11 protein-coding genes are annotated in these 15556 nt (G+C 69.4%); 6 read left to right on the plus strand and 5 right to left on the minus strand.

Annotation, left to right across the window (positions count from 1 at the left end):
• Positions 1-170 precede the first annotated feature (170 nt).
• From ACFE71_RS09015 to ACFE71_RS09025, 3 genes are read left to right on the plus strand one after another with little or no spacing between them, the layout of a single operon-like run.
• Entirely contained in the window at positions 171-2297 is a 2127-nt protein-coding gene (locus ACFE71_RS09015; RefSeq protein WP_375428464.1) for a transglycosylase domain-containing protein, read from the plus strand.
• Between the two features lie 52 nt (positions 2298-2349).
• A complete protein-coding gene (locus ACFE71_RS09020) occupies positions 2350-3351 on the plus strand; it encodes a threonine aldolase family protein (RefSeq protein ID WP_375428465.1) in 1002 nt (333 codons plus the stop codon).
• The gene (locus ACFE71_RS09025; protein ID WP_375428473.1) at positions 3351-4262 is read left to right on the plus strand and encodes a DMT family transporter; all 912 of its coding nucleotides are present in this window, start codon (positions 3351-3353) and stop codon (positions 4260-4262) included. The genes ACFE71_RS09020 and ACFE71_RS09025 overlap by 1 nt, the downstream gene beginning before the upstream one ends.
• On the opposite strand, the gene ACFE71_RS09030 is transcribed toward ACFE71_RS09025, so the two are convergent.
• Genes ACFE71_RS09030 through ACFE71_RS09040 form a run of 3 tightly spaced genes read right to left on the minus strand, consistent with a single transcriptional unit; the run spans position 4172 to position 8297 of the window.
• Positions 4172-5008, minus strand: a complete 837-nt coding sequence (locus tag ACFE71_RS09030) for an NAD(P)-dependent oxidoreductase (protein WP_375428466.1) — start codon at positions 5006-5008, stop codon at positions 4172-4174. The genes ACFE71_RS09025 and ACFE71_RS09030 overlap by 91 nt on opposite strands.
• A gap of 5 nt (positions 5009-5013) precedes the next feature.
• Positions 5014-6615 (minus strand): M20/M25/M40 family metallo-hydrolase, encoded by a 1602-nt coding sequence (locus ACFE71_RS09035; protein ID WP_375428467.1) that lies wholly within the window; start codon positions 6613-6615, stop codon positions 5014-5016.
• A 2-nt stretch (positions 6616-6617) separates the two neighbouring features.
• Positions 6618-8297, minus strand: a complete 1680-nt coding sequence (locus tag ACFE71_RS09040) for a M28 family metallopeptidase (RefSeq protein ID WP_375428468.1) — start codon at positions 8295-8297, stop codon at positions 6618-6620.
• A 95-nt stretch (positions 8298-8392) separates the two neighbouring features.
• On the opposite strand from ACFE71_RS09040, the gene pepN reads away from it, so the two are divergent.
• Positions 8393-10993: an aminopeptidase N gene (pepN, locus tag ACFE71_RS09045; protein ID WP_375428474.1), complete on the plus strand. Its 2601-nt coding sequence runs from the start codon at positions 8393-8395 to the stop codon at positions 10991-10993.
• Between the two features lie 124 nt (positions 10994-11117).
• Here pepN and ACFE71_RS09050 read toward each other — a convergent pair whose 3' ends face one another.
• Positions 11118-11786 (minus strand): glutathione S-transferase family protein, encoded by a 669-nt coding sequence (locus ACFE71_RS09050; protein ID WP_375428469.1) that lies wholly within the window; start codon positions 11784-11786, stop codon positions 11118-11120.
• Between the two features lie 75 nt (positions 11787-11861).
• On the opposite strand from ACFE71_RS09050, the gene ACFE71_RS09055 reads away from it, so the two are divergent.
• Together ACFE71_RS09055 and ACFE71_RS09060 are read left to right on the plus strand one after the other, a co-directional pair.
• Positions 11862-12401 (plus strand): hypothetical protein, encoded by a 540-nt coding sequence (locus ACFE71_RS09055; protein ID WP_375428470.1) that lies wholly within the window; start codon positions 11862-11864, stop codon positions 12399-12401.
• Positions 12402-12969: 568 nt separating this feature from the next.
• The gene (locus ACFE71_RS09060; protein WP_375428475.1) at positions 12970-13293 is read left to right on the plus strand and encodes a GFA family protein; all 324 of its coding nucleotides are present in this window, start codon (positions 12970-12972) and stop codon (positions 13291-13293) included.
• A 71-nt stretch (positions 13294-13364) separates the two neighbouring features.
• Here the strand turns inward: ACFE71_RS09060 and ACFE71_RS09065 are convergent.
• The coding region (locus tag ACFE71_RS09065) for a glutamate synthase-related protein (protein ID WP_375428471.1) at positions 13365-15556 on the minus strand (2192 nt) is incomplete at its 5' end.

Consider the following 15556-nt stretch of genomic DNA (forward strand, 5'->3'; position numbering starts at 1 on the left):
GGTGCGATGGGAAGCGTGGGGGTAGAAAGGCATCGACCGCTGGTGTAGTACGATAGCCGTCGCCTTTGGGTCGTTGGGCGGGAGCCGCGGGCTGGTGCGATGGGAAGCGTGGGGGTAGAAAGGCATCGACCGCTGGTGTAGTACGATACTAGCACAGTTTGAGTATGTTCATGCGGCCTCACCCATTCGGCAACGACGGTCACGGACGGATGCGGCGCGGCGAGGAGCTTGGGTCGTTGGCCCCCGTCGGAGCCGATCCGGTATTCGCGCCCGTTCCGCCCCATCGATTCGAGCGAACGAGCGACGATTGGACGTATCGGCTCCCGCCCGAGCCACCGGTCCGAGCGAGGCGCGACTGGGGTCGATGGATCGGGCGTGGACTGGGCATTGGCATCTTCCTGCTCGTGCTCGCGATCGGCTGGCTGGCGATCACCGCACCCCTGTCCCGCTCGCTGGAGCCCCCCGCCCCTCCCTCCATCACGCTGACCGCCGACGATGGCGCCCCGATCGCGCGGCGCGGCGCGATCATCGGCAAGCCCGTCAAGGCGTCGAAGCTCCCGCCTCACGTCACCGACGCGTTCCTGGCGATCGAGGATCGCGGCTTCCGATCGCATTGGGGAATTTCCTTACGCGGCATCGCGCGCGCGGCCTGGAGCAATGTCGGCGCGGGCGGCGTGCGCCAGGGCGGCTCGACCATCACGCAGCAGCTCGCGAAGAACGCGTTCCTAGATTCGGACCGGACGGCGGCGCGCAAGATTCGCGAGATGATGATCGCGTTCTGGCTGGAGGCGTGGCTGACCAAGGACGAGATCCTGTCGCGCTATCTCTCGAACGTCTATTTCGGCGACAACACCTACGGCATCGCGGCGGCGTCGAAGCACTATTTCGGACGCACGCCGGCGAACCTGAATATCGGGCAAGCGGCGATGCTGGCGGGGCTGCTCAAGGCGCCCTCGCGGCTCGCGCCGACGGGCAACCTGTCCGGCGCGCGCAAGCGGCAGGCGGTGGTGGTCGCCGCGATGGTCGATGCGGGCTTTCTGACGGAGCGCGAGGCGGACCAGGTCCAGCCGCAGCGCGTGCTGGGCAGGCGACCGGGCACGCTGCCGAGCGGCACTTACTTCGCGGACTGGATCCTGCCCGAAGCGCGCGACCGCGCGGGCGAGGTGCAATCGGAGGCGACCGTCGAGACCACGCTCAACCGCCGCTACCAACGCACGGCCGAGCGGAGCATCCGCGCGGCGGGGTCGAACGGCCTTCAGGCGGCGCTGGTCGCGATGCGGCCCGATGGGCGCGTCGTCGCGATGGTCGGCGGGCGCGATTACGGGCGGTCGAGCTTCAATCGCGCGACGCAGGCCAGGCGCCAGCCCGGATCGACGTTCAAGCTGTTCGTATATCTGGCGGCGCTGCGGTCGGGCATGACCCCCGCCTCGATGGTCGAGGATCGGCCGGTCGACATCGCCGGGTGGAAGCCGCGCAACAACGATGGCCGCTATCTGGGGACGATCACGCTGGCGCAGGCCTTCGCGCGATCGTCCAATGTGGCGGCGGCGCGGCTGACGCAGGATGTGGGGGTGCGCCAGGTGATCAAGGCGGCGCGCGACCTGGGCGTGTCGACGCCCATCGCCGACGAGGCGACGATCGCGCTGGGAACATCGGGCGTGTCGCTCCTGGAGTTGACGGGCGCCTACGCCGCGGTGGCGCAGGGGCGCTACCCCGTCCAGCCGCACGGGCTGGCGCAGGCCGACGAGAAGAGTTGGTACAAGACCCTGACCGGCGGCGGGCGCGACATGCCCGAACGGGTGCATGCCGACATGCTGTCGCTGTTGAGGTCATCGATACGTGGTACCGGTTTCCGGGCGGCGTTGCCGGTCGAGTCGTTCGGCAAGACCGGCACGACGCAGGACGGGCGAGACGCCTGGTTCGTGGGCTTCGCGGGCGATCTGGTGGTGGGCGTCTGGGTCGGGCGCGACGACAACAAGCCTGCGGGGCTGACCGGCGGCGGCGCCCCGGCGCGGATCTGGCGCGACTTCATGGGTCAGGCGCTGGATATCGCGCCGCCGCCGCGCGCCGCAGTCGAGGAGGTGACCGGGGATATCGAGGACAGGGGGCTGCTGGAAGGCGCGATACCCGAGATCGCGCCGGTGATCGCGGGCGAGCTCGACGGGCTCGGCATCGACTTGCGCGTCGGCGAGGACGGGTCGGTGTCGGTCGGCTCGTCGCGCGATCGGCGCGAGGAGGAGCCGCCGCCTCAGCGCGAGGAGCGCCGTCCGCCCGAGGAGGATGGAGAGGTGTTCTAGCCAAGGGCAAAGTCGGTTGCCCTTGCCGCCCCCTCCTCCTACCCGCGCGCCCATGCGCTTTTTCTCCGACAACGCCGCCCCGGTTCACCCCCGCATCCTGGAGGCGGTGGTCGCCGCGAACGAGCAGGATACCGCCTATGACGGCGACCGCTGGTCGAAGCGGCTAGACGGGCGACTGAGCGAGCTGTTCGAGCGCGAGGTGCGCGGGTTCTGGGTCCCGACGGGGACGGCGGCGAACTGCCTGGCGCTGACCGCGATGTGCCCGCCGCATGGGGGCGTCGTGTGCCACCGCGACGCGCACATCCAGAATGATGAGGGCGGCGCGCCGGAGTTCTTCACGCACGGCGCGAAGCTGATGCTGGCGGACGGCGACGGCGCGAAGCTGACGCCGGGGACGATCACCGACGTGCTCGACGCGATCGCGAACGACGTCCACCGCGTCCAGCCGCATGCGCTGTCGATCACCAACGCGACTGAATACGGCCGCATATACCGGCCGGACGAGGTTGCGGCGATCGGCGAGCTGGCGCGCGCGCGCGGGCTCGGTTTCCACATGGACGGCGCGCGCTTCGCCAACGCGGTCGTCGCGACGGGCGCGAGCGTAGCCGACCTGACTTGGCGCGCGGGCGTGGACGCGCTGTCCTTCGGCTTCGTCAAGAACGGCGGGATGAGCGCGGAGGCGCTGGTGTTCTTCCGGCCCGAGCTCGCCGCCACGACCGCGCAGCGCCGCAAGCGGGGCGCGATGCTGCTGAGCAAGGGTCGGTTCCTGGCGGCGCAGATCCTGGCGCATCTCGAGGGCGACCTGTGGCTCGACTGCGCGCGCGGCGCGAACGCCGGCGCGGCGCTCCTCGCCGAGGCGGCGGTGGGGCGGCTGGTCCATCCGGTCGAGGCGAACGAGGTGTTCCTGCGCGTGACGGCTGCCGAGGCGGCATCGCTGCGCGCCCAAGGATTCGATTTCTACGATTGGGCGCCGGGCGAGGCGCGGCTGGTGGTATCCTGGGATCAGGGCGCGGACGCGATCCGGCCGCTGGCCGACGCGATCCGCCGGTTGTGATCGTGGAGCGGCCGCAATCCGCCCGGCTCGCCATCCTCGCCCCGTTCGCGATCGTGACGCTGATCTGGGGATCGACCTGGATCGTCATCCGCGACCAGCTGGGCGTGGTGCCCGCGACCTGGTCGGTCAGCTACCGCTTCGTGGTCGCCGGGCTGGTGATGGCCGGGTGGGCGTTGTGGCGAGGCAACTCCTGGCGGCTGGGCATGCGCGGGTGGCTGTTCGCGGCGGCGACCGCGCTGCTCCAGTTCTGCGGCAACTTCAACGCGGTCTACCAAGCGGAGCACTACATTACCTCCGGTTTGGTGGCGGTGACGTTCGCGCTGCTGCTCGTGCCCAATGCGGTGTTGGCGCGCGTCTTTCTCGGCCACAAGCTGGGCGGGCGACTGATCGCCGGTTCGGCGGTGGCCGTCGCGGGCGTCGCACTGCTGTTCACGCATGAGGTCAGGGTCGATCCCAACGGAGCGGCCGTGGTCGCGACGGGGATCGCATGGACGCTGGCGGGCGTGATGTCGGCGTCGGCGTCGAACGTCATGCAGGCGACCGCGACCGCCAAGGCCTTCGCCCCCGCGCCGCTCCTGGCGACCGCGATGCTGCTGGGGGCGGCGTTCGATGCGGGGCTGGCCTGGACGCTCGACGGGCCGCCGGTCTTCGAATGGCGCTGGGGCTATGTCGTGGGGATCGCCTATTTGGGCGTGTTCGCGTCGGCGGTGGCGTTCACCCTCTACTTCACAATCCTACGCGTGATAGGCCCCGCCAAAGCGGCTTACTCGAGCGTGATCGTGCCTGTCATCGCGATGCTGCTGTCGACTTTATTCGAAGGTTATCGCTGGTCCGCGTTGGCGGCGGCGGGCGCGGCGCTGACGGGCGTCGGGCTGGTGATCGCACTCAGCGCGCGCAGGCCCGTGCGGTAGTCGGGGAAGCGCGGGGTCCAGCCTAGCGCGCGCTTCGCCCTACCATTGGCGACGCGGCGGTTCTCGGCGTAGAATGCACGCGCCGTCGGCGAGAGCTGGTCGAGCGGCTGAACGGACGGCGGGGCCATCCCGAGCAGGCCCGCGGCGAACGCGATCACGTCGTTTTGCGCGCATGGATGATCGTCGGCTAGGTTGTAAGCACCCGGCGGCGCGGTGAGCGCGGCGATCACGCCCGATACGATGTCGTCGACATGGACGCGACTGAAGACCTGGCCGGGGCTGTCGACCAGGTGCGCCTTGCCTTCCGCCACGCGGTCGAGCGCCGAGCGACCCGGGCCGTAGATCCCGGGCAGTCGGAACACGCGCGCGCCCAAGGAGAGCCAGTCGGCGTCGGCGCGGGTGCGCGCCGAGCGACGGCCGGTTCCGGTCGGGGCGGTTTCGTCGACCCACGCCCCACCCGCGTCGCCATAGACGCCGCTCGAGGACAGATAGCCGAGCCAGGCGGGGCTGCGCGCGAGTTGCGGACCGTAGGCTATGAGGACGGGGTCGGCCTCGTTCTCGGGCGGCACCGAAGAGAGGATGTGCGTCGCGCGGGTCAATTCCAGGTCGATCGCGCGCCCATCGTCGAAGCGAAGCGTCCCCTTGCGGCCGTCGCGCGTGGTCGCGGCGACCGTGCCCCCCTGCCCCGAGAACGCCGCCGCGACGCAGGTGGCGGAGTAACCCAGCCCGAAGATCAGGAGGTGCATCGCCCTTATCGCGCCATCGGCCCCTTGTAGAGCGTGCCGAAATAGTCGCCCTTTACCCAACGCGGGCGATCGGGCGCGTCGGCCAGCGCCTTGGCGATGGCGTGATTTACGCGCACGAAATTCACCCCCGCCGTCCAGTCGATCGGCTGGTCGATCTGGTCACCGGGCTGGTGGTAGTTCGTCTTCAGGAACCGCGCGGTCGCCGCCGCGCCGTCGCCGCCGGGTCCAGGCGAAAGCGAGACCGAGGGCACGCCCTGGCGGACGAAGCTGTAATGGTCGGTGCGCACGAAGCTCGCCTGTTCGGGCTCGGGATCGGGGACGAGCGCGAACCCCTGCGCCCGCGCGGCGGCGGCGGTGATCGGGCCTATCGCCGACCGGTCCGCGCCGAACGCGACTAGGTCGCGGAAGCGATAGGTCAGGATCGGCATGTCGAGATTGACGTTCGCGACGACCGCGTTCTTGCCCACGGTTGGGTAGGTCGCGAAATAGTCGGAGCCGATCAGCCCCTTCTCTTCCGCCGTGACCGCGACGAACAGGATCGACCGCTTGGGAGCCTTGCCGCCCGCCTGAAAGCGGCGCGCGACCTCCAGCATCGACGCGATGCCGATGGCGTTATCCATCGCGCCGTTGTTGATCGCGTCGCCGTTCACCGGCCGCGTCACGCCGATATGGTCGAGATGACCGGACAGGACGATATACTCGCCCCGGAGCTTGGGGTCGGAGCCACACAGGAAGCCCACCACGTTGCTGCTCGGCAGCCGCTCCAGCGTGAAGCGTTGCCGGGTGGCGAGCGTCGCGGCGAGCGCGCCGGTCGGCACCGCGCCGCCCGCCTTGTCGGCGGCGAGCACGTCGGCCCAGTTCAGCTTCGACCCGGCGAACAGCTTGGCCGCGCCTTCCCAGCTCATCACCGCCAGCGTCGGCGCGCCGCCGTCGCGCGGGCGGCCGTCGGGGCCGGCCCAGGTGACCGCGCGCGCGTCCCAATTGCGGTGGATGGTAGAAACCGGGATGATCCCGCGGCTCTGGTCCGATTCGATGAACACGACCCCCACCACCCCGCGCGCGGCGGCGATGCGCGCGCGGTCCGCACGGTTGCCGAGATGCGCGGCGACCTCCGACGGCGGTCCCTTGGGACCGCTATAGAGCATCGCGACGATCTTGCCGCGCACGTCGAGGCCCCGGTAGCTGTCCAGGCCGAGCATCGGATCGACGACGCCGTAGCCTGCGAACACGACGGGCGCGGATAGGTCGATCGCCGCCGCCCCCGGCGTCGAGCGGAGCGTGTAGTCGGTCCCGAAGGCGAGCGTCCGCGCCGCGCCCGCGCCGGTCAGCGTCATTACAGGCTCGGCTGACGGCTTGGCGACGACCAGGGGAACGGGCTGGAACCAACCGCTCTTCGCACCCGGCCGCAGCCCCGCCGCGCGCATGCGTTCGGCGACATAGGCGGCCGCCTTGTCGTAATCGGGCGTCCCCGCCTCGCGGCCGCGAAGCGCGTCGGAGGCGAGATATGCGACATGCGCCCGGAGCGCCGCCTCCTCCGCGCCGAGCGGTGAGTCGGCCGCGATCGCAGGTGCGGCTAGGAGCAGCAGCGGCAGGAGCAGCTTGCGCATCGTCACTTCCCCATCCGTCCCTTGAACAGCGTGCCGAAATAATCGCCCTTGTTCCACACCGGGCGCTCGTCCGCGTCGGCGACCGCGCGGGCAATGGCGTAGTTGACGCCGACGAAGCGCGGTCCCTGGCTCCAGTCGATCGGCAGCGTCACTTCGTCGGAGGGCTTGTGATAGTTGTTCGCGAAGAAGGCGTCGTACGCCGCCTTGCCCGGCCCCTTCTGCCCCGGCCACAGGAACACCGACGGTACGCCCTTCTCAACGAAGCGGAAGTGGTCTGAGCGGACGAACAGCCCCTGCTCCGGCAGCGGATCGGGCGACATGGTCACCCCCACACTCGCCGCCGCGTCGCGGACGATCGGCCCTAGCGTCGAGCGGTTCGCGCCGAACACGATCATGTCCTCGAACTTGTATGTCAGGATCGGCATGTCGAGGTTCACGTCGGCTACGATGTTGCCAAGCGGCACCGTCGGGTGATTGGCGAAATAATCGGAGCCGATCAGCCCCTTCTCCTCGGCGGTGACCGCCAGGAACATGACGGTACGGCGCGGCTGCTTCGGGTCCGCCTTGAACCGCTTGGCCTCCTCGATCAGGCTGGCGATGCCCATCGCGTTATCCATCGCGCCGTTGTTGATCCGGTCCCCGGTTCCAGTCGGCTCGACGCCGATGTGATCGAGATGCGCGGACAGCACGACGACCTGGTCACGGAATTTCGGGTCGGAACCGGGGATCAGCCCGACGACGTTGCTCGACAGGGTGGGCGCGAAGCCCGTGCGCGTCGCGATCGTCATGGTGCTCGGCGCGGTCAGCGGCTTGAAGCGGGCGTTCGCGTCCGCGGCCTGCTTGGCGATCGCGGGCCAAGCCGCGCCAAAGACCTTGGCTGCGCCGGCTTGGCTTAACGTGCCGAGCTGCGGCGTTCCCGGCGTGTCGGTCGCGCCGGTGCCGTCGGGCTTGGCCCAACTGTAGCGCGGACGGTCGGCGATCGCGACGAGCGAAGCGAACGGACGGCGCGCCTCCGACTGCGCGCTGCTGAGGAGGATGAGGCCGACCGCGCCGCGTCGGGCTGCGGCCTGCGCCTTGGTCGAAGCCGAGCCGTGGAACGCGCGCTCCTCGCCGTCGAAGCGCGCGGGCGCGCCGCCGACCACCGCGACGATCTTGCCTCGCACGTCAACGCCCGCGAAGTCGTCATGGCCGTAGGTCGGCGCGTCTACGCCCCAGCCCGCGAAGACCACGGGCGCGGTGATGCGCGTCTCGGCGCGGGCGGGGTTGGGGCCGGCGATGAAATCCTGGCCGTGGACGAGCGTCGCACCGCCCACCGACGCCTCGGGCCGCCCCTCGAGCTTGTAGGCGACGAGCGGGACGCGCTGGAGGTACCCGCCCTCGTCGCCACCCGGACGCAGGCCAGCCGCATAGAATTGGGCCGCGACATATTGCGCGGCGATGTCGTATTCGGGCGACCCCGCCTCGCGCCCGCGCATCGCGTCGGAGGCGAGGAACAGGACGTGCGCCTTCATCGCCGCCTGGTCGGCCGGGAGCGGCGCGGTGACGAGCGCGTTGCGCCGCGCCGCGCTGGGAGCGGACGCGACGGAGGCGGGCTTGGCGGGCGCGGTTTGGGGAGCTTGGTCGTGCGCCAGGGCGATCGTCGAGCAGGCGGCGAGCGCGAGCGCCAGGGGTAAGCGGAACATCGGCATCCTTCGTCTTTTCGGGCGAAGGGTTAGCACGCGCCGCCGCCCGCGCAAGCCGGGTGGCGGCGGCGACCGCGCCGTCTATATCGGCGGGCATGGACATCCAGAACGCCCTCGCCGTCCCCCCGAGTCCCGTCGGCGTCACGCGCCGGGAGGATTACCGTCCACCGGAGTGGCTAGTGCCCGAGGTCGCGCTCGACTTCGACCTCGATCCAGCGCGTACGGTCGTACGAAGCCGGCTCCGCGTCGAGCGGAACGGAGCGCACCGTGAGCCGCTTCGCCTCGACGGCGCGGGGCAGGTGCCCCTGTCGGTCCGGGTCGACGGCGCGCTGATAAACGACTGGCGCGTCGATGGCGAGCGGCTCGTCGTGCCGCTGTCGGGCGGAGAGCGCACGGTCGAAATCGAGGTCGCGATCGAGCCGGAGAAGAATACGCAGCTCATGGGGCTGTACGCGTCCGGGGGCATTCTTTGCACGCAGTGCGAGGCCGAAGGCTTTCGGCGGATCACCTACTTCCCCGATCGGCCGGATGTATTGTCGGTGTACAGCGTACGGATGACCGCCGATGCGGCGCGCTACCCCGTGTTGCTCGCGAACGGCGATCCGGTCGCGTCGGGCGATGCTGGCGACGGGCGGCATTGGGCGGAGTGGAGTGATCCGTTCCCCAAGCCATCCTATCTGTTCGCGCTAGTCGCGGGCGACTTGCAGGTGAACCGGGGCGAGTTCGTCACCCGGTCGGGGCGCACCGTCGAACTCGGCATCTGGGTGCGTGCGGCGGACGTGGCGAAGACCGATCACGCGCTGCATTCGTTGGAGCTGGCGATGGCGTGGGACGAGAAGGTGTACGGCCGCGAGTACGATCTCGACGTGTTCAACATCGTCGCGGTGGACGATTTCAACTTCGGCGCGATGGAGAATAAGGGCCTCAACATCTTCAACTCGCGCTACGTCCTGGCCGACCCGGACACCGCGACCGATCACGATTACGACGCGATCGCGGCGGTGGTGGCGCATGAGTATTTCCATAACTGGTCGGGCAACCGCGTCACCTGCCGCGACTGGTTCCAGCTGTCGCTGAAGGAAGGCTTCACCGTCTACCGCGACCAGGGCTTCTCGGCGGATCAGGGATCGGCGGCGGTCAATCGGATCGAGGGCGTGCGGGCCCTGCGCGCGGGGCAGTTCCCCGAGGATGCCGGGCCGCTCGCGCATCCGGTGCGCCCGGACAGCTATCAGGAGATCTCGAACTTCTACACGGCGACCGTCTACAACAAGGGCGCCGAGTTGATCCGCATGATGGCGACGATCCTGGGCGCCCCGAAATTCCGGGCGGCATGCGACCTGTATTTCGAGCGGTTCGACGGGACGGCCGCGACGTGCGAGGACTTCGTGGCTTGCATGGAGGAAGCGGGCGGGGTCGACCTTGCGCAGTTCCGCCGCTGGTATACGCAGGCGGGCACCCCGCGCGTCCAGGCGAGCCTGACGCATGACGACGGCCGCGCGCGGCTCCGGCTGGCGCAGGCGACCCCGCCGACGCCGGGGCAGGCGACCAAGGAGCCGATGCTGCTGCCGCTCAAGGTCAAGCTGTTCGGCGCGGAGACGGGCCGCGCGCTGACCGAGGAGCGGCTGGTGCTGCTCGCCGATCCAGCGGAGACGATCGTGTTCGAAGGCGTGTCGGAAAGGCCGGTCCTCTCGATCAACCGAGGCTTCTCCGCGCCCGTGGTGATAGAGTCCGACCGGAGCGTCACGGACCTGGCGTTCCTGTCGGCCAACGACGACGACCCGTTCGCGCGGTACGAGGCGATGCAGCAGCTGATGCTCGACGCGCTAGTCGCCGACGCGGTCGAGGGCGACCAGGGGGCGTACGACGCGGTCGTCGCGGCGGTGGCCGGCACGCTCGATGATCCGGCGCTCGACCCGGCGTTCCAGGCGGAGGCGGTGGTGCTGCCGTCGGAGAGCTTCATTGGCGACCAGATGGGCGTGGTCGATCCCGACGCGGTCTTCCGGGCGCGCGAGGGGCTGCGCCGGACGCTGGGCGAGCGGTTGGGGGAACGCTGGGCCGCGGCCTATGACGGCCCGCGCGAGCATTACGCCTACACGCCCGAGGCCAAGGGGAGGCGGCGGCTCCGCAACGTCGCGCTCGGCTTCCTGGCGGCGGCGCGTGGGGGAGAGGCGGACAAGCTGGCCTTCACCCAGTTCGAGGCGGCGGACAACATGACCGACCGCATGGGCGCGCTAGCCGTGCTGGCGAGCGGGACGTCCGAGCTGCGCGAGGCGGCGCTCGACATCTTCTATCTGCGCCACCGCGACAATGCGCTGGTGCTCGACAAGTGGTTCCAGGTGCAGGCGCTGTCGTCGCGGGACGATGCGGGGGCGGCGGTGGCGGAGCTGGCACGGCATCCGGATTTCGCGCTGTCCAATCCCAACCGGGCGCGCTCGCTGGTCGGGGCGTTCGGGGTGAACCAGCGGGCGTTCAACGCGGCTTCGGGCGGGGGATATCGGTTCCTGGCCGATCAGCTGCTCGCGCTCGATCGGCTGAACCCGCAGACGGCGGCCAAGCTGCTGCCGCCGCTCGCGCGGTGGCGGCGGTTCGATGCGGGCCGCGCGGCGCTGATGCGGGCGGAGCTGGCGCGGATCGTAGGGACGGCGGGGTTGTCGAAGGACCTGTTCGAGCAGGCTTCGAAGTCGCTGGAGGGGTAGGTTTTCTGCTCCCTCTCCCCCCTTGGGGAGAGGGTCGGGGAGAGGGGTTGTACGCGTCACAGGCCGGTTTCCTGTCAGCCCCTCTCCCCGACCCTCTCCCGCAAGCGGGAGAGGGAGCAGAAGGTCAGAAATCCACGTTCGCATAGTGGGGGGCGGGGCCGATGACCTCCATCCGCTCCGAGAGGAGCGGGCGGAAGCTGGGGCGGCTTTTCAGCCCCCTGTACCAGCGGGCGGTTTGTTCGTGGCCTTTCCAGTCGATGCCGCCGAGGTAATCGACGACCGAGATCTGCGCCGCCGCCGCCAGGTCGGCGAGGCTGAGCGTCGCGCCCGCCATCCAGTTACGATGGTCGAGGAGATAGTCGGTGTAATCGAGATGGCCGACCGCGGCCTTCATCGACTCGCGGAGCACCCGGCCGTCCGGGGGCGCGGATTGCGAGATGCGCTTGATCGCGCGTTCCTGGAGGAGCGGACCGGTCACGTCCTGGTAGAATTGCGTGTCGAACCAGGTGGTCAGCCGCCGGATCTCGGCGCGCTGGAGGGCGGTGCCGTTGATCGTCGCCGACTTCTCGACGGTCTCCTCGAAATATTCGGCGATCGCCTGGCTGTCGATCAGCACGGTCTGGTCGGCGTCGACCATGACGGGGGTCTGGCCGGCGGGGTTGAGGTGGAGGAACTCGTCGCGGCGGACCCAGGGCGACTCGCGGACCAGCTCGTAGCCCACGCCCTTCTCGCCGAGCAGCAGACGGACCTTGCGCGAGAAGGGACAAAGGGGGAACTGATGGAGTTGCCACATGCGGCATGTGTTAGGGGCGATGATGGGTCGGTGGAAGATGGCGGCGCGTGCGGGCGTACGATTAAGGCGGGTGCGGTGAGCGCGCTCCTGGGTTTGTTGGTCGCGATCGGGCTGGCGTTCGTGAGCGGCGGCGCGCCGTGGCTGGTCGCAGCTTCGGTGGTCGCGGCGGCGTGGGCGGGGACGACCTTGCCCGATCTCGACCTGTCGCTCGGGCTCGGGCACCGGAGCGCGCTACTCCATAGCGTGCTGCCGATCGCGGCGGCGGCGGCGGACCGGAGGACCTGGCCGGTGGCGGCGGGGCTGGGCCTCGGGATCGGGCTGCATATGGCCGCCGACCTGTTCCCGAACGGGATGCGCGGGTACGCGACGATCAAGGTGCCATTGTTCGGGTCGATCGGGGCGGGTTCGTCCTATCTGTGGATCGCGGTCAACGCGGGCGCGGCGCTGACGGCGGGCGCGTGGCTGCTCGGCCGGATCGTCGCGCCGGGGCTGGCGGGGGCGACGCTGGTCGCGGTGGGGGTGGTCGGCGTCGGCTATCTACTACGCACCGACGGCGGCTGGTGGGCCCTCGCGCTGTTCGCGGGGCTGGGTTGGCTGGCGCTGCGGTGGGGGTGATGGGATGGTGAGGCGCCCTTCTTCTACCCCGTCATGCCGGACTTGTTCCGGCATCCATCGTCATGCGTCCAAGCCAGCCTGCGGGCTCGGACAACGATGGACCCCGGAACAAGTCCGGGGTGACGGAAGGGGGTGGACCAGTGCGGAAGTTCACTAAAGTTCACGCCAACGACGCCGGTGGAACGCGGCCGCGAAGGTGACGAAGGTTACGCTAGTACGCCTTGGCCCCCTCCCCGCGTCACCCCGGCGCAGGCTGGGGTCGTCGGTCGAGAGAGCGCCCGGTCCAAACCACGCAATCCCAGCCTACGCTGGGATGACGGGCTTGCGGCGGACGATGAGAAAGAGCGTGCGCCCAGTCAGGGGCGAGTCGTCGGAGGACGTGGCACGGATCGCAACTTGTAGGACAGCGGTTTCTGTAATGTCCGCCTTCGCCCCATTGCGGACATTCCGCTTGTGCCTATAACGGAGGTCAGGGGGAGAGTCTGGGCGAATGCGAGCATCATGCCAATGTGGTCAGCTGCACGTGGAGGTGCCTGGCCCGACCGTCGCCGTCGTTGCTTGCCACTGCATGGCTTGCCAAAAGCGATCGGGCTCACCCTTCGGAGTAGCGGCTTATTATCCGAATGCTCAGGTTCAGGTCACGGGTGAATCTAAGCACTTCGCTCGCGCGACGGAACTCGGCGAGCTGTTTGATCATTTCCTCTGCCCTGAGTGCGGGACGACCGTCTTCATGAGCGGCAAGAAGAACCCGGATGTGACTGGCATACCAATAGGTCTCTTCGACGATGAGCATTCGATGCGACCGATCCGCTCGGTATGGGAAGACCGGCGTCACGGCTGGGTCGAGATCCCGACGGCGATGCAGCATTATTCCCGCGGCCGCGTCGACTGACCTAACCGAACAGGCGCTCCATTGTGCCGCCAGTGTTCGCTCTCCACCCAAAGGGGTCGTTGCGCCCTTCCCTACTCTGCGGCGACCAGTTCCGGCGTATCGTCGAGCGGGTGCGTCAGCCGCCCGAGCATTTCCTTCGGCACCACCTGCCAGAACCGGCTCGCCGCGCGCGGCCAGTCGTCCAGCAGGCCCCTCGCCCACTTGCTGTCGGTGGCTTGGACATGCTGCCCGATTAGGTCGCGGAGCACGCCTTCCCAATGCGCCGACCTCAGCCGGTCCCAGACGATGCTGTCGCCGTTGGCGCGGCGGTCGAAGGTAGCTTCACCGTCGTAGACGAACGCCATGCCGCCGGTCATGCCCGCGCCGAAATTGCGGCCGACCTCGCCCAGCAGCACCGCGACGCCGCCGGTCATGTATTCGCAGCCGTTCGCGCCGCAGCCCTCGACCACGACGGTCGCGCCCGAATTGCGGACGGCAAAGCGTTCGCCCGCCTGGCCCGCCGCGAACAGGCGGCCGCTGGTCGCGCCGTAGAGGACGGTGTTGCCGATGATCGTGTTGTCCTGGCTGCTGAGCGGGCTCGACACGGCGGGCCGCACGACGATCGTGCCGCCGGACAGGCCCTTGCCGACATAGTCGTTGGCGTCGCCGAACACCTCCAGCCGGACGCCGCGCACCAGGAATGCGCCGAGAGACTGGCCCGCGCTGCCCCGCAGACGGACCGTGACGTGGCCGTCGGTCAGGCGGTCGCGGCCGGGCATGCGCAGGATCTCGCTCGACAGGCGGGTGCCGACGGCGCGGTGTACGTTGCGGACGGAGTAGGCGAGCTGCATCTTCTCGCCGCGCGAGAAGACGTTGGCCGCATCGCGGATGATCTGTGCGTCGAGGCTGTCCGGGACCGCGTTGCGGAAGGTCGACAGCGAAAAGCGGCGCTCGGCGTCGGTGGCGTCGACCTTGGCGAGGATGGGGTTCAGGTCGAGGTCGTCGAGATGCTCGGCCCCGCGGCTGACCTGACGGAGGAACTCGGTACGGCCGATCACCTCGTCCAGGGAACGGACGCCGAGGCGCGCGAGGATGTCGCGGACCTCCTCGGCGATGAAGGTCATCAGGTTGATGACCTTTTCGGGGGAGCCGGTGAATTTGGCGCGCAGGCGCGGGTCCTGGGTGCACACGCCGACGGGGCAGGTGTTGGAGTGGCACTGGCGGACCATGATGCAGCCCATCGCGACGAGGGAGAGCGTGCCGATGCCGAACTCTTCCGCGCCCAGGATCGCGGCGACGACTACGTCGCGGCCGGTCTTGAGCCCGCCGTCGGCGCGCAGGCGGATGCGGCCGCGAAGGCCGTTGAGGGTCAGGACCTGGTTCACCTCGCTCAGGCCCATCTCCCAGGGGGTGCCGGCGTATTTGATCGAGGATTGCGGCGAGGCGGCGGTGCCGCCGACATGGCCGGAGACGAGGATGACGTCGGCGTGGGCCTTGGCGACGCCCGCCGCGACGGTGCCGATGCCGGCCGAGGAGACGAGCTTGACGCAGACGCGCGCGCGCGGGTTGATCTGCTTCAGGTCGTAGATGAGCTGCGCCAGGTCCTCGATCGAATAGATGTCGTGGTGCGGCGGGGGCGAGATGAGCGTGACGCCGGGGGTCGCGTGGCGCAGCTTGGCGATGTATTCGGTGACCTTGAAGCCGGGAAGCTGGCCGCCCTCGCCGGGCTTGGCGCCTTGGGCGACCTTGATCTCGATTTCGTCGCAGGCCTGCAGGTACTCGGCGGTGACGCCGAAGCGGCCGCTCGCGATCTGCTTGACGACGGAGTTGGCGTTGTCGCCGTTCTCGCGCGGGGTGAAACGCTCCGTGTCCTCGCCGCCCTCGCCCGACACCGCCTTCGCGCCGATGCGGTTCATGGCGATGGCGAGCGTCTCGTGCGCCTCCGGACTGAGCGCGCCGAGCGACATGCCGGGGGTGACGAAGCGCTTCCTGATCTCGGTGATCGCCTCGACCTGGTCGACCGCGACGCCTTCCGAGGGGAAGTTGAACTGGAGGAGGTCGCGCAGGTATACGGGCGGCAGGTCGGCGACGCCGCGCGAGAATTGCAGGTAGTTCTGGTAGCTGTCGGTCGCGACCGCCGTTTGCAGCAGGTGCATCAGCTGCGCGGAATAGGCGTGCGTCTCCTCGCCGTGGCGCTGGCGGTAGAAGCCGCCGATCGGGAGCGTCGCGACCGCGCCGTCGAACGCGGCCTCGTGCCGGTCGGCGGCGTTGAGGTGGAGCGAGG

It is taken from the genome of uncultured Sphingomonas sp. (genome assembly GCF_964237155.1).
Classification (GTDB): domain Bacteria; phylum Pseudomonadota; class Alphaproteobacteria; order Sphingomonadales; family Sphingomonadaceae; genus Sphingomonas.

Excerpts from the sequence above, each read along its gene's own strand:
- ACFE71_RS09040 (WP_375428468.1), bottom strand. The coding sequence starts at position 8,297 with ATGTTCCGCTTACCCCTGGCGCTCGCGCTCGCCGCCTGCTCGACGATC.
- ACFE71_RS09030 (WP_375428466.1), bottom strand. The coding sequence starts at position 5,008 with ATGCACCTCCTGATCTTCGGGCTGGGTTACTCCGCCACCTGCGTCGCG.
- pepN (WP_375428474.1), top strand. The coding sequence starts at position 8,393 with ATGGACATCCAGAACGCCCTCGCCGTCCCCCCGAGTCCCGTCGGCGTC.
- ACFE71_RS09020 (WP_375428465.1), top strand. The coding sequence starts at position 2,350 with ATGCGCTTTTTCTCCGACAACGCCGCCCCGGTTCACCCCCGCATCCTG.
- ACFE71_RS09035 (WP_375428467.1), bottom strand. The coding sequence starts at position 6,615 with ATGCGCAAGCTGCTCCTGCCGCTGCTGCTCCTAGCCGCACCTGCGATC.
- ACFE71_RS09060 (WP_375428475.1), top strand. The coding sequence starts at position 12,970 with ATGGCTTGCCAAAAGCGATCGGGCTCACCCTTCGGAGTAGCGGCTTAT.
- ACFE71_RS09015 (WP_375428464.1), top strand. The coding sequence starts at position 171 with ATGCGGCCTCACCCATTCGGCAACGACGGTCACGGACGGATGCGGCGC.
- ACFE71_RS09050 (WP_375428469.1), bottom strand. The coding sequence starts at position 11,786 with ATGTGGCAACTCCATCAGTTCCCCCTTTGTCCCTTCTCGCGCAAGGTC.